Origin of the sequence: Providencia sp. wls1943, assembly GCF_009706275.1 — a bacterium.
Lineage (GTDB): Bacteria > Pseudomonadota > Gammaproteobacteria > Enterobacterales > Enterobacteriaceae > Providencia > Providencia zhijiangensis.
In genome coordinates this window covers 169,047-182,127 of the sequence record NZ_WLTU01000026.1, presented here as the reverse complement: position 1 = coordinate 182,127, position 13,081 = coordinate 169,047, and the positions used below count along the sequence as shown (strand labels likewise).

Here is a 13,081-nt window from a genome sequence, read left to right as displayed (position 1 = left end):
GCAATATGAAAGGTATTATTCTGGCTGGTGGTTCGGGAACGCGTTTGCACCCGATCACTCGCGGCATCTCAAAACAGTTGCTGCCGATTTATGACAAGCCAATGATTTATTATCCGCTGTCGGTATTAATGCTGGCAGGGATCCGTGAAATTTTGGTCATTTCGACTCCCGATGATCTGCCGATGTTCCAGCGTTTATTGGGTGATGGTCATGAATTTGGTATTGAACTGAGCTATGCAGAGCAGCCATCTCCTGATGGGCTCGCTCAAGCATTCATCATTGGTGAAGAGTTCATTAATGGGGACTCTTGCTGCTTAGTGCTTGGAGACAATATTTTCTTCGGTCACTCATTCAGCCCTAAATTAATGTCAGTCGCCGCACGTCAAAAGGGCGCGACGGTATTCGGCTACCAAGTAATGGATCCTGAGCGTTTTGGTGTGGTGGAATTTGATGACAACTTCAAAGCGTTGTCTATCGAAGAGAAACCAAAACAGCCAAAATCAAACTGGGCAGTGACGGGTTTATATTTCTATGATAACCAAGTGGTTGATTTTGCTAAGCAAGTAAAACCTTCCGAACGTGGTGAACTAGAAATTACCTCCATCAACCAAATGTATTTAGAGCGCGGTGAGCTTAGCGTTGAGCTGCTCGGTCGTGGCTTCGCTTGGTTAGATACGGGAACCCATGACAGCTTAATTGAAGCCGGAACATTTGTTCAGACCGTTGAGAAACGTCAAGGCTTTAAAGTGGCTTGTTTAGAAGAGATTGCATGGCGTAATGGCTGGTTGTCTGACGACCAAGTTAAAGAAGCCGCCGCTCGCCTGAATAAAACAGGTTATGGCAAATACTTAGAGGACTTACTTCGTGTCCGTCCGCGCCAATATTGATCCCCTAGATTGGGAATCTGATTTTTTCAAACGTTCAACGGCGAAACTGGATTTCGCCGCGACTGATGCGCAAATTATTCTTTCTTATCAACTGGATAAGTTTGATGTTGTGCAAGCGAAAGTTGCGGCATCTGAGACAGCTAAAATCGATGAGCTAGCCAGTATGGGGTTCAGTTTCGTTGAAGGCGAAATTGATTTTGCGTTAACGGTTGGCACAGAAAATGCTTATCTAAACACAGCGTTATCAGAGACGGATAATGTGGTTGTTGCACAAACAGGGGATATTGTTTCTCTGCGCGACACTGCCGCCTCTGTGTTTAGTAACAGCCGCTTTAGAACCCCTTGGTACCATGAAGGGGACAGCGGTCGGTTTTATGCATTATGGATAGAAAAAGCTGTTCTTGGCACCTTTGACCACACCTGTTTACTCCTTAGAGGTAATGCAGGTGATATTTTAGGTTTCGTTAGCCTACGTAGCCTTGATGCAGATACAGCCAGAATTGGGCTATTAGCGGCAACGCCAAATGCAACAGGACGCGGTATCGGTCGGAAATTAATGTCAGCAGCGTATCAATGGTGTGTGCAACACCAAAAAAGACAGTTAAATGTTGCCACGCAAATGAGCAATGTTGCGGCGTTAAATCTTTATTCACGTAGCGGTGCGGCAATCGCCAGCACAGCATATTGGTTATACAGGGGACAACATGATTCCATTTAATAAACCACCCGTTGTAGGTACTGAAGTTGAGTATATGAAGCAGGCCATGGCAAGTGGCAAACTGTGCGGGGATGGTGGTTTCACTAAGCGTTGTGAAGAGTGGATGGAGAAACGTTTTAACTGTCCGAAAGTCCAGTTAACACCGTCTTGCACCGCTTCATTAGAAATGGCAGCGATCCTGATTGATATTAAGCCGGGCGATGAAGTCATCATGCCAAGCTTTACCTTCGTATCGACCTCTAACGCATTCGTGTTACGTGGCGCCAAAATTGTGTTCGTGGATATTCGTCCAGATACGATGAATATCGATGAAACCAAGATTGAAGCGGCAATCACTGATCGCACACGTGCAATTGTTCCTGTTCACTACGCAGGCGTGGCTTGTGAAATGGACACCATCATGGCTATCGCGAAGAAACACAATTTATTTGTGATTGAAGACGCGGCACAAGGCGTGATGTCTACCTACAAAGGTAAAGCACTGGGTACCATCGGCCATATTGGTTGCTATAGCTTCCATGAAACTAAAAACTACTCTTCAGGTGGTGAAGGTGGTGCGACTTTAATCAATGATAAAGCGTTGATTAACCGTGCAGAAGTGATCCGTGAAAAAGGCACAAACCGCAGCCAATTCTTCCGTGGTCAAGTGGACAAATATACCTGGCGCGACATCGGTTCAAGCTACCTGTTATCTGACTTACAAGCTGCCTATTTATGGGCGCAGTTAGAAGAAGCAGACAAAATCAACGAACGCCGTTTACTGCTGTGGGATCGCTATTATCAAGCGTTACAACCGCTGGTAGCTGCAGGTCGTTTAGTGTTAGCCACCGTGCCGGAAGATTTGAAACATAATGCCCATATGTTCTATATCAAACTCAAAGATGTGGAAGAGCGCACTGAGTTTAATGAATATATGAAATCTCATGGTATTTTGACGGTATTCCACTATGTGCCACTGCACACCAGCCCTGCTGGAATGGAATTCGGTTATTTCCACGGTGAAGATAAATACACTTCGGTTGAAAGTGACCGTTTAGTGCGTCTGCCAATGTTCTACAACATGACAGACGACGAGCAACAAGTGGTTATTGAGCGAATCAAAGCGTTCTTTGCCTAATGTCTCTCGCTAAAGCATCGGTTTGGACTGCTGGGTCTACCCTGATTAAAATCGGGGTGGGCCTGTTGATCGTGAAATTATTTGCAGTCTCATTTGGCCCAAGTGGTGTCGGGCTGGCGGGGAACTTCCGCCAATTAATTACTGTGCTAGGCGTATTGTCTGGCGCAGGGATTTTCAATGGCGTCACAAAATATGTGGCAGAACACCATCAAGATCCGCAGAAATTACGGGCTGTACTGGGAACGTCTTCAACGATAATCCTCGGATTTTCAACGTTACTGGCGATTATTTTCTTACTATGTAGTACCCCAATCAGTGCCGCGTTATTTGACAGTGAGCAATACAGCAATGTGATCCGCATGGTTGCCTTGATTCAAATGGGTATCGCATATGCGAACTATTTCTTGGCGATTTTAAAAGGTTATCGAGACGCTGCTGGGAATGCGACGGCCATCATTTTTGGTAGCATAATCGGCGTAGTCGCCTATTATTTATGCTATCTAATGGGTGGCTATGATGGTGCACTCGCAGGGTTAGCATTGGTTCCTGCGTTGGTGGTATTGCCTGCGGCAGGTATGGTTATTCGACGTAAACAGTTTGCGTTGTCATCCCTCAAACCTGCGTGGGATAAAGCCATTGCCACTAATCTGGGTAAATTCACTATCATGGCGATGTTGACGGCGATTACGCTGCCAGTCGCCTATATCATGATGCGAAATTTACTGGCACAGACTTATAGCTGGGATGAAGTGGGGTTATGGACGGGCGTCACCACGATTTCGGATGCCTATTTACAATTTATCACAGCAACATTTTCGGTCTATTTGCTGCCGACGTTATCCCGTTTACAGCATAAAAATGAAATTTCTGCCGAAATTGTTAAGGCATTGAAGTTTGTATTACCTGCTGTTGCCGCCGTGAGCTTTACGGTTTGGCTGCTGCGTGATTTTGCGATTTGGCTGCTGTTCTCAAAAGAGTTTACAGGGATGAGAGACCTGTTCGCTTGGCAGCTGGTCGGCGACGTATTGAAAGTGGGTGCTTACGTCTTTGGTTATCTGGTCATCGCGAAAGCGGCACTGCGTTTTTATGTTCTTACGGAAGTGAGCCAATTTGTTCTGTTAACGGGCTTTGCCCATTGGTTTATTCCTGAACATGGCGCCGTGGGAGCGACACAAGCCTATATGGCGACCTATATCGTATATTTTACTCTCTGTTGTTGCGTATTTTTGATCTACCGTAGGCGAGCATGACAACCTTAATACATGTACTGGGATCTGATCTCCCGCATCATAATCAGACGGTTTTAACGTTTTTTAATAACGTTATTTGCCAAGAGATGGCACCGTCACAAAAGCCGCATTTTATGGTGGTGAGCCAGGATGCGCAGCTTGCTGCTGCCTATCCGATGCTTGAAATTGAAGTTTTTGACAGCAAACAATCTATTGCAGATAGCGTAATTCGTCGCGCGAAAGCGGAACGTCGGACACGCTTTTTCTTCCATGGGCAATTTAATGCGCCAATTTGGTTAGCACTGCTTTTTGGCAAGATAAAATCCCATCAATTTTGGTGGCATATTTGGGGGGCTGATCTCTATGAAGAATCTAGCTCGCTGAAATTTAAGCTATTTTATATTCTACGTCGTCTGGCACAAAAGAAAGTGGGGCACGTTTGTGCAACGCGGGGAGATTTGTGCCGTTTCCAGCAGTCGAATCCTAATGTGCCATCGTCGGTTCTTTACTTCCCGACGCGTATGGATCCAGCATTGACGCTAAACGAACGTCAGCCTCGTGAGGGCGAGCAGTTAACTATCCTGCTCGGTAACTCAGGTGACCGCTCCAATCGTCATGTGGAAGCACTGAGCGCGATTAAACAGCAATTTGGCGACAAGGTGAAAGTGATAGTCCCAATGGGCTACCCAGCGAATAACCAAAACTACATTGCAGAAGTTGAGCAAGCAGCACAGAGCGAATTCTCTCAGGGGCAGGTGGATATTCTTAAAGAACGTATGGCGTTCGATGACTACCTGAATTTGCTGAAAACCTGCGACCTTGGCTACTTTATTTTTAATCGCCAACAAGGGGTTGGAACGGTCTGTTTGCTTATTCAGTTCTCTATTCCTTTTGTCATTAGCCGCCAAAATACCTTCTGGCAAGATTTAACGGCGCAGAATGTCCCGGTCTTTTTCTATGGTGATGAGCTGACTCTGCCATTAGTGGATGAAGCACAACGCCAAATGAATTCGCTTAATAAACAGCATATTGAATTCTTTGCGCCTAACTTTACTGATGGCTGGAAACAGATCCTCAGCATTGCGGAGGCGAAAGCATGACATTGCTTGAATTGGGTGGCTTAGCGCTTATCTACCTAATCTCTATTATCTTTATCGGCACACTGATGTATAAAGAGTTTTTACGTGTGCGCTTTAATTTTAATATTTTCTTTACTTTATTGTATTTACTGACGTTTTACTTCGGATTTCCACTGACTTGTGCATTGGTTTTCCAGTTTGATGTCGCGATAGTCCCTGCCGATTACTTGATGTATGCCATGCTGGCGTCAACCAGCTTCTACGCCATTTACTATGTGACATACAAAACGCGTTTAACTAAGCGCGTGGATACCCAGCGTCGTGCGGTATTTAGCATGAATAAAGTGGAAACCAATTTAACCTGCCTGCTATTGATCACTGTCGCGGTGGTCACTGTGGGTATTTTCTTCATGGACAATGGTTTCTTACTGTTTAAGTTAAAATCCTATAGCCAGATATTCTCCAGTCAGGTGTCGGGCGTGGCATTGAAGCGCTTTTTCTATTTCTTTATTCCTGCAATGCTGATTGTCTATTTCTTGAAACCCACGCAAAAACGCTGGATTTTCTTCCTGATTAGCACGGTCTCATTCGGTTTCTTAACCTATGTGATTGTGGGCGGAACCCGTGCCAACATTATCTTGGCATTTGCCCTGTTCCTATTTATTGGGATTGTCAGAGGCTGGATCACGCTTTGGATGCTGGCAGCGGCGGGTGTGGCAAGTATTGTTGGGATGTTCTGGTTAGCTCTCAAGCGTTACGGTCTTGATGTGAGCGGCGCTGAAGCATTTTACACCTTCTTGTATTTAACCCGCGATACGTTCTCGCCATGGGAAAACTTAGGGTTATTGCTCAGTTATTATGACCAAATGGAATTCCAAGGTTTAGCGCCGATTATCCGTGATTTCTATGTGTTTATTCCTGCATGGGTATGGCCGGAGCGTCCTGATACGGTATTAAACTCAGCTAACTATTTTACGTGGGAAGTGCTGAATAACCATTCTGGGTTAGCGATTTCGCCGACGTTAATTGGCTCGCTGGTGGTCATGGGAGGCGTGCTGTTTATCCCGCTGGGCGCCATCGTGGTGGGTATGATTATTAAATGGTTTGACTGGATTTATGGTTTAAGCCTAAAAGAATCCAACCGTTACAAGGCCGCGATTATGCAGGCATTTTGTTTCGGCGCCATCTTCAACATGATTGTATTAGCTCGCGAAGGGGTTGATTCCTTTGTCTCGCGCGTGGTCTTTTTCTGTTTAGTCTTCGGGCTATGTTTAGTGTTAGCTAAATTACTGTACTGGTTATTTGAAAGTGCCGGTCTTATTCGTATTAAAGCCGCTTCATACTTAAAAAGTGGTCAACGGGAAAGCCGTTAAAAGGAGCATCATGGAACAGTCGTCAATTCCTCAATATAGCATCAGAGGTCATAATATTTGGGGCTTTAAAAACATGGCCCATTTCTTGGACTATCTGTTTGCTGACGGTAAGACCAAAACCGGCACACTTGTGGCTATCAACGCAGAAAAAGTGATGATTGCAGAGCAAGATACCGCGCTGAATACCTTATTAGGGCAGGCGGAATACCTTTATGCTGATGGGATCAGTATTGTGCGCGCTATTCGCCGTAAATACCCGAAAGCCGAGGTTTCTCGCGTGGCAGGTGCCGATTTATGGGAAGGCTTGATGGAGCGCGCAGGAAAAGAAGGCACGCCAGTATTTTTAGTGGGTGGCAAGCCAGAAATTCTTGAGCAAACTAAAGCGAAGCTACGCGCACAATGGAATGTCAACATTGTGGATTCCCAAGATGGCTACTTTACGGCAGAAGATCGCAGTGCGCTGTTTGAGCGTATTCACGCGAGCGGTGCCAAGATTGTGACAGTAGCGATGGGTTCGCCTAAGCAAGAAATCTTTATGCGTGATTGCCGAGTCGTGCATCCCGATGCGCTGTATATGGGTGTTGGTGGAACTTATGACGTGTTCACCGGGCACGTTAAGCGCGCGCCGAAAGTCTGGCAAAACTTAGGGTTAGAATGGCTGTATCGCTTACTTTCCCAGCCAACGCGAATTAAACGACAGTTTAAATTGCTGAAGTTTTTAGGTTACTACTACGGTGGTAAGCTTTAAGCCTCCTTCTTACTGAATAGACCCGCGTAATGCGGGTTTATTTTTTCTGGCGCTCCCATTCTTGCTTCAAATATACCTGCAATTGTTCAAAAATAGATGCAACCTAAGGGATCTCACGGTATCTTGGGAGATTGTATTTTTTATTTTATTTTCGACAACCAGCCGCGATAACTCAAAAGTTATGGCTATTAGAGCTGCGAATATCGAATGGTTATTATCGACAGGGGAAATTATGGATAAGCCACAGCAAGGTCTTCAGCGAGGGCTAGAAGCCCGTCATATTGAGCTGATTGCTTTGGGCGGAACAATTGGAGTTGGACTATTTATGGGCTCAGCGAGTACGTTGAAGTGGGCGGGGCCATCCGTACTACTGGCGTATATTATCGCAGGGCTATTTGTCTTCTTCATCATGCGTTCTATGGGCGAAATGCTCTTTCTGGAGCCAGTCACTGGTTCATTTGCTTCATTTGGTTATAAATACTTAAGTCCTTTTTGGGGATGTTTAACCGCGTGGGGTTATTGGTTTATGTGGGTCGCGGTTGGTATTTCAGAGATAACCGCAATCGGGGAATATGCAAAGTATTGGTTCCCTGATGTACCCCAGTGGATATTTGCGATGGTTGCTGTCGCGTTGGTGGCACTGGCAAACCTCGCCGCAGTGAGGCTATACGGCGAGCTGGAATTTTGGTTTGCGATGATCAAAGTGACCACGATCGTTGTGATGATTTTGATTGGTTTGGGGCTAATTTTCTTTGGTCTTGGCAATAATTTCGAACCGATTGGATTGGCTAACTTGACCGAGCATGGCGGATTCTTTGCTGGCGGCTGGAAAGGTTTCTTATTTGCCCTGTGTATCGTGGTGGCGTCTTATCAAGGCGTTGAGCTCGTCGGGATCACCGCAGGAGAAGCCAAAAACCCACAAGTGACACTGAAAAAAGCCATCAATAATATTCTGTGGCGCATTCTTATTTTCTATGTCGGCGCCATTTTTATTGTGGTGACGCTGTTCCCGTGGACGGAAGTCGGGCAACAAGGCAGCCCATTTGTGATGACATTCGCTAAAGTGGGGATTGTCTCGGCCGCCGCGGTCATTAACTTTGTGGTGCTCACCGCAGCATTATCTGGCTGCAATAGCGGCATGTACAGCGGCGGACGTATGCTATACGCGCTGGCGCAGAATAAGCAATTACCGAGTGGACTATTAAAACTGACGAAAAACGGCGTTCCAGCGCGTTGTGTCGGTTTTACTATTTTATGTTTAGTTGCTGGGTCGAGCTTGAACTACATCATTCCAAACCCTGAGCAGGTGTTTGTATATGTGTATAGTGCGAGCGTCTTGCCGGGAATGGTGCCTTGGCTAGTGATCTTGACCAGTCAGCTACGCTTTCGCAAGCAGAACCAGCAGCAGATGGCAGGACATACGTTTAAATCGATCCTGTTTCCATGGGTGAATTACGCCACACTGTTGTTTTTAGCTTGTGTGCTGGTGGGAATGGCGATTAATCCAGAAACGCGTTTGTCACTGATTGTAGGGGCTATCTTTTTATTGACGGTTTCAGGGCTTTATTTTGTGATCCGCAGCTTTAGTCGCCACGATAAAAGCCCATCGTAAAAATATTTTGTGGGTAAAATTTCATCTAATAGACGAGAAAGAGGGAAAAAATGCTCTCTTTCTCGACGAAATGGATAAAAGGCAAGCAATCGATAATTTTATTGAAAAAAGGACTAGACAGCAGGGGGATAAATCCGTACTATCCTCTCCCGCAACGGCGTTAAGCGCCCGTAGCTCAGCTGGATAGAGCGCTGCCCTCCGGAGGCAGAGGTCTCAGGTTCGAATCCTGTCGGGCGCACCATCAAAAGGTGACAAGCTACGGTGGCAAAATAAAGTTGTATGTAGTATTATGACAACACTTTGAAATAAGTGAAGTTATGGTGGCTATAGCTCAGTTGGTAGAGCCCTGGATTGTGATTCCAGTTGTCGTGGGTTCGAGTCCCATTAGCCACCCCATTTTTTTTGTGACATTGCGAGGGTGGCGGAATTGGTAGACGCGCTAGCTTCAGGTGTTAGTGTCCTATGGACGTGGGGGTTCAAGTCCCCCCTTTCGCACCACGAAAAAAATGATGTCAAGTTACTGCCTTAAGCAGTTAAATTTCGGCGAGTAGCGCAGCTTGGTAGCGCAACTGGTTTGGGACCAGTGGGTCGGAGGTTCGAATCCTCTCTCGCCGACCAATTTAAAGAACCCCGCTCAATCGAGCGGGGTTTTTGCATTTTAAAACCGTCATTATTTCTAATCTGGTTATTTTTCCTTCCGTATTCTTATCTTCTTATCTTCTTATCTTTATCCTTGCATCTGTTTTTTATTATCTTTATTCCGATATCTCTGCTATCTCTTTTAACAAGAATGGTTCTTATCTGAGTGTGCTTATAACATTATGTTTTTAATCAATAAAAATATTTGTCGCAGATCCGATACAAACCCCCATTTCAATGTCGTCAAAAAGAGACACTTTACTGATTGATTTATATAAAGAAATTAATAGGCATTCTAAGCTGTCTCTAAATTGAGACAAAATAGCTGAATCGAACAGAATGGGATTTGGTAAGAATGAGGTGTTAAAAAATAACAATAAGTAAGAAATGAAAATATCGTTTAAAAGCAGGGGAGTTACGAGGTGAGAAAAGAAAAATGTGGAACGATATAAAAGTTGGCATGCATTCTGCATTATCTATTGTGTAGATGCTCATCCCACTTATTATGACAGCCTAGCTTCATAAACCCAGGGATGACGCAAAGCCGATTATCGGTGCCTATTGTCCAATTTAGATGATCAAGAGCTAATCCTCTTACCATCAGCGAACGGGCGAAACGTTGAGTGAGGCACCATCCGTCTGTAGACCTGATTGTTATTTACACCTGCTTCGGCAGGTGTTTTTTTTTGTATCAATCTTGGGTTGTCATTTTCTTTCCTAACCAGATGAGCATTAGGAAAGAAACATTATCTTCTCGCTTACGCTTTTTTCTCTTTGCTTAACCACTTGCTGATCCAGCGAGTCACATAGGTATAGGCAATAATAATAAAGGTAATAATAAAGATATCTTTATTCAGATCGGCAGTATTGAAGCCAATGATCGAAATAAAAATAAACGGGGATAAAATCAGAAGTAGCAGGTCAAAAAAGATCTGTAAACGATTTTGGCCCGCTACAATCCAACGCCAGAGAGTTTTCACTACATTCATATCTTTATCCTGAATTCATTCAAAACGAAAATGTATAGGATTATTTATACACTATGTGACCCTTTTATAACATAGCAATATGCGGTTTGCCTCGATTCGCTAAAAGTGACGCTCTCAGAGACTATCTTTTTGAGATAAATAGTAAAGATCCAAACGGTAGACATAAAAACGCCTCGGACTAGGAGGCGTTTTAGATCATAGATTAATGAATGAATTAAAAATTTATCCTTTTGCTCGCTCTTGCTTGAGGGAGTGAGTGAGCGCCTCTTGGCGAATTTTCGCTGCTTCATGCGGTTTGTGTAGCTTGTCATAAGCATCGGCTAACCAAGCAGCATCATAGGCATCAAAACGCTGTGCCAATGCGGCTTTAAAGTAGGTTTCTGCTTTTTCCCATTGGGCATGTTGAAGTGCAAGGATCCCTAATGTGCTATTGAGTAATGGTGTTGCGCCAGATTGTTTGACGAGGCTTAACAGTATTTTTTCAATCGCTTCAGGTTGCTCACTTTGTAATTTCGGGATCAGCAGCAGTAAACGTTCGTCATATTGCTGTTTTAATCCTTCGATGATCATTTTTTCTGCGCTACGCGTATCACCACATTCAATTAAATGTTCAGCTAAGAAGGCTTGTAAAGGGACTTCATGGCGAACTTTACGCGGCTGAGCTTTCCACCAATTTTTCAAACCATCGCTACCACCTTCAGCCATACATTGGTTCATGAGCCCTTTGTACGATTTGAGTTTTAACGCTTCCAGTTCATCTTCATTGTGTAATTGGACTTTCGCCATAATCGGCAGCAGCTCAATGAGCGCTTGGTATGCCCCAGTACCTAAGTATGCTTGTTCAGCTAAACGTAAAATCTCTGGGTGACGTGGTGCTTGGTCGAGCAGTTTGTCGATGCCATTACGGGCAGCATGAATTTCGCCTTCCGCCAATTGGATGCGAACACGGCTAATATCCACGGGAAGTTGATCTTTACCTGCGGCTTCAGCCGCTCTATCTAAATATTGATGGGTACGATAACTATCCCCACGTTGCTGGGCCGCTTCTGCTGCCATTAAGTAGTTAATCACTGGCTGCTGAGAGAAATCAGCGTGCTTACTCATTAATTTTTCAACTTGCTCCAAATCCCCTTCAGCTAATTTGAGCAAGGCTTTTTGAGTTTGAGAGTGTGCTTTCTGATATTTATGACCACTGAACCAGCCTTTTGTCCGTGAGGTCGTGCTCATAAAGCGGCGGTAGCACCATCCAAGGAATAATAGAACAAATTGCAGCAGGATAAAGCACAGCACAAGGCTGGTGACGCTGGTCGTAATATCGTAGCTATCGGTACGAATAAATACATAGCCTTGGTGCCCTGCTAATAGAGGACCCAAGATAATGCCAGCAATCAGGACGATAAAGAGAACAAAGACTTTAATCATGATCACCCCTTATGCTCAGGGGCGTTTGCCGCATCCGTTACGGGAGCTTCGACGGCAACGTCCGGTTTGTTGGTTTGCGTATCTGCAGGAGCCGTTGCCTCTTGGGTGGCTTTATCAGCTTCTTTTACCGCCTCAAGTGCGGCATCTTCGGAAACGCCAGTTGGTTCTGGATTTTGAGATAACAGATTACGTACTCGCACTTGCATCACTTTTTCTAGCTTCGCTTGGCTTTCTAAAGTTTCAGGCATATCGGCATCAATCGGTTGATTGATTAAATCATCGAGTTCCGTCAAAAAGGCTTTAGTAGCTGGCGCTTCTACATCAAAGTAAGCGCGTACCCACGTAGAAGCTTGTTCGAGAGATTGTTTATATGTCTCTTCTTGATAACGCGGTACAGCTTGGGCTGCAATGAGCAATTGGGAGCGAATATTTTCACGCAGATAAATATCTTGGTTTGGGGCTAGCAATGGGGCTTCAGATCCATCACGAGCGCGCACGGTGATAAAATCGCTGGTGAAATTTTTCCAGCTGCGTGCGAGGTTGTCTTTCCAGTCTGCAATATCGTCACTGACATCAGTACCGGTATCTTCAGGAGCATCGCCATTATTTAAATCAGCGAGGCGTAAGTTATCGACATCATTACTGAGTTGATTCAAACGCAAAATAATGCCGTCATAGTCAATTTGATTGATGGCAGCTAGCTTGTTCATATCATTGGCGATAGCTTTACGAATATCCAGCAAACTCGGGTCATTCATTTCCGCTAAACTGGTATCTGCGCTTTTGAGTAGTACGGCAGCGGTAACAGGATCATGGTCATTCCATAATTTGCGGCCAGCCATTTTCACCATAAAATCAGCTTGGGCAATCAGCCAGTTTTTTACGTCCGAACTGGAAAGTGCCGTGACGTGAGCTTGTAATTCTTGCATGCGACGGTTGAGTTGATCTTCATAATCACGCGCATGGTTTTTCAGCTCCGTGTTGGTCGCGATAAGCGCATCCACACGTTGCCTATCGGCATTTTGTTGTTCAACTAATTCACTGACTTGTTGTTTCAGTTGGTTATTGTCATGAACCAATTGCGCATTGCTTTGCTGAGTAAAGTAGTACATCCCGCCGCCCATGACGACGATAATGGCGATAGCGATCGCACTGACTGCAAGACCAGGGCGTTTCTGTTTGGATGACGGCATTGGCTGACGAGTTTCTTTTTTCTCTGTCACAGCTTCATCATTAACAGTATCGGTAATTTTGTCTTGTTCCGTCAT

11 protein-coding genes and 4 tRNA genes are annotated in these 13,081 nt (G+C 44.9%); 12 read left to right on the top strand and 3 right to left on the bottom strand.

Features of this window, described 5'->3' with window-relative positions:
* Positions 1 to 5: 5 nt before the first annotated feature.
* The 12 genes from rfbA to GKR48_RS16660 all read left to right on the top strand — a co-directional run bounded on the left by rfbA (position 6) and on the right by GKR48_RS16660 (position 9,381).
* Positions 6 to 887, top strand: coding sequence for a glucose-1-phosphate thymidylyltransferase RfbA (gene rfbA / locus GKR48_RS16715; protein ID WP_154628878.1), 882 nt, complete (start codon positions 6 to 8; stop codon positions 885 to 887).
* Positions 865 to 1,605 (top strand): dTDP-4-amino-4,6-dideoxy-D-galactose acyltransferase, encoded by a 741-nt coding sequence (gene rffC / locus GKR48_RS16710; protein ID WP_336431194.1) that lies wholly within the window; start codon positions 865 to 867, stop codon positions 1,603 to 1,605. The genes rfbA and rffC overlap by 23 nt, the downstream gene beginning before the upstream one ends.
* Complete coding sequence (gene rffA / locus GKR48_RS16705) at positions 1,592 to 2,722, top strand: dTDP-4-amino-4,6-dideoxygalactose transaminase (protein ID WP_154603088.1); 1,131 nt, start codon at positions 1,592 to 1,594, stop codon at positions 2,720 to 2,722. Before rffC ends, rffA begins: the two co-directional genes overlap by 14 nt.
* On the top strand, positions 2,722 to 3,972 hold the full coding sequence (gene wzxE, locus GKR48_RS16700) for a lipid III flippase WzxE (protein WP_154628877.1): 1,251 nt from the start codon (positions 2,722 to 2,724) through the stop codon (positions 3,970 to 3,972). Before rffA ends, wzxE begins: the two co-directional genes overlap by 1 nt.
* Positions 3,969 to 5,051, top strand: coding sequence for a TDP-N-acetylfucosamine:lipid II N-acetylfucosaminyltransferase (locus tag GKR48_RS16695; protein WP_154628876.1), 1,083 nt, complete (start codon positions 3,969 to 3,971; stop codon positions 5,049 to 5,051). The genes wzxE and GKR48_RS16695 overlap by 4 nt, the downstream gene beginning before the upstream one ends.
* Positions 5,048 to 6,403, top strand: a complete 1,356-nt coding sequence (gene wzyE, locus GKR48_RS16690; RefSeq protein ID WP_154628875.1) for an ECA oligosaccharide polymerase — start codon at positions 5,048 to 5,050, stop codon at positions 6,401 to 6,403. Before GKR48_RS16695 ends, wzyE begins: the two co-directional genes overlap by 4 nt.
* A 10-nt stretch (positions 6,404 to 6,413) precedes the next feature.
* Complete coding sequence (wecG, locus tag GKR48_RS16685; RefSeq protein WP_036948834.1) at positions 6,414 to 7,151, top strand: lipopolysaccharide N-acetylmannosaminouronosyltransferase; 738 nt, start codon at positions 6,414 to 6,416, stop codon at positions 7,149 to 7,151.
* Between the two features lie 232 nt (positions 7,152 to 7,383).
* The gene (gene thrP, locus GKR48_RS16680; RefSeq protein WP_108478785.1) at positions 7,384 to 8,763 is read left to right on the top strand and encodes a bifunctional threonine/serine APC transporter ThrP; all 1,380 of its coding nucleotides are present in this window, start codon (positions 7,384 to 7,386) and stop codon (positions 8,761 to 8,763) included.
* A gap of 164 nt (positions 8,764 to 8,927) precedes the next feature.
* Positions 8,928 to 9,004, top strand: a tRNA-Arg gene (locus GKR48_RS16675).
* 79 nt (positions 9,005 to 9,083) lie between these two features.
* A tRNA-His gene (locus GKR48_RS16670) sits at positions 9,084 to 9,159 on the top strand.
* Positions 9,160 to 9,175: 16 nt separating this feature from the next.
* A tRNA-Leu gene (locus tag GKR48_RS16665) sits at positions 9,176 to 9,261 on the top strand.
* A gap of 43 nt (positions 9,262 to 9,304) precedes the next feature.
* Positions 9,305 to 9,381 (top strand) — tRNA-Pro (locus GKR48_RS16660).
* A 779-nt stretch (positions 9,382 to 10,160) separates the two neighbouring features.
* Here the strand turns inward: GKR48_RS16660 and GKR48_RS16655 are convergent.
* The 3 genes from GKR48_RS16655 to hemX form a co-directional block, all read right to left on the bottom strand.
* Positions 10,161 to 10,391, bottom strand: a complete 231-nt coding sequence (locus tag GKR48_RS16655; RefSeq protein WP_154628874.1) for a DUF4014 domain-containing protein — start codon at positions 10,389 to 10,391, stop codon at positions 10,161 to 10,163.
* Between the two features lie 222 nt (positions 10,392 to 10,613).
* A complete protein-coding gene (gene hemY / locus GKR48_RS16650) occupies positions 10,614 to 11,813 on the bottom strand; it encodes a protoheme IX biogenesis protein HemY (protein WP_154628873.1) in 1,200 nt (399 codons plus the stop codon).
* A 2-nt stretch (positions 11,814 to 11,815) separates the two neighbouring features.
* Positions 11,816 to 13,081 (bottom strand): uroporphyrinogen-III C-methyltransferase, encoded by a 1,266-nt coding sequence (gene hemX, locus GKR48_RS16645; protein WP_154628872.1) that lies wholly within the window; start codon positions 13,079 to 13,081, stop codon positions 11,816 to 11,818.

Excerpts from the sequence above, each read along its gene's own strand:
- hemY (WP_154628873.1), bottom strand. The coding sequence starts at position 11,813 with ATGATTAAAGTCTTTGTTCTCTTTATCGTCCTGATTGCTGGCATTATC.
- rffA (WP_154603088.1), top strand. The coding sequence starts at position 1,592 with ATGATTCCATTTAATAAACCACCCGTTGTAGGTACTGAAGTTGAGTAT.
- GKR48_RS16655 (WP_154628874.1), bottom strand. The coding sequence starts at position 10,391 with ATGAATGTAGTGAAAACTCTCTGGCGTTGGATTGTAGCGGGCCAAAAT.
- wzxE (WP_154628877.1), top strand. The coding sequence starts at position 2,722 with ATGTCTCTCGCTAAAGCATCGGTTTGGACTGCTGGGTCTACCCTGATT.
- wzyE (WP_154628875.1), top strand. The coding sequence starts at position 5,048 with ATGACATTGCTTGAATTGGGTGGCTTAGCGCTTATCTACCTAATCTCT.
- rfbA (WP_154628878.1), top strand. The coding sequence starts at position 6 with ATGAAAGGTATTATTCTGGCTGGTGGTTCGGGAACGCGTTTGCACCCG.
- GKR48_RS16695 (WP_154628876.1), top strand. The coding sequence starts at position 3,969 with ATGACAACCTTAATACATGTACTGGGATCTGATCTCCCGCATCATAAT.
- hemX (WP_154628872.1), bottom strand. The coding sequence starts at position 13,081 with ATGACGGAACAAGACAAAATTACCGATACTGTTAATGATGAAGCTGTG.
- thrP (WP_108478785.1), top strand. The coding sequence starts at position 7,384 with ATGGATAAGCCACAGCAAGGTCTTCAGCGAGGGCTAGAAGCCCGTCAT.
- wecG (WP_036948834.1), top strand. The coding sequence starts at position 6,414 with ATGGAACAGTCGTCAATTCCTCAATATAGCATCAGAGGTCATAATATT.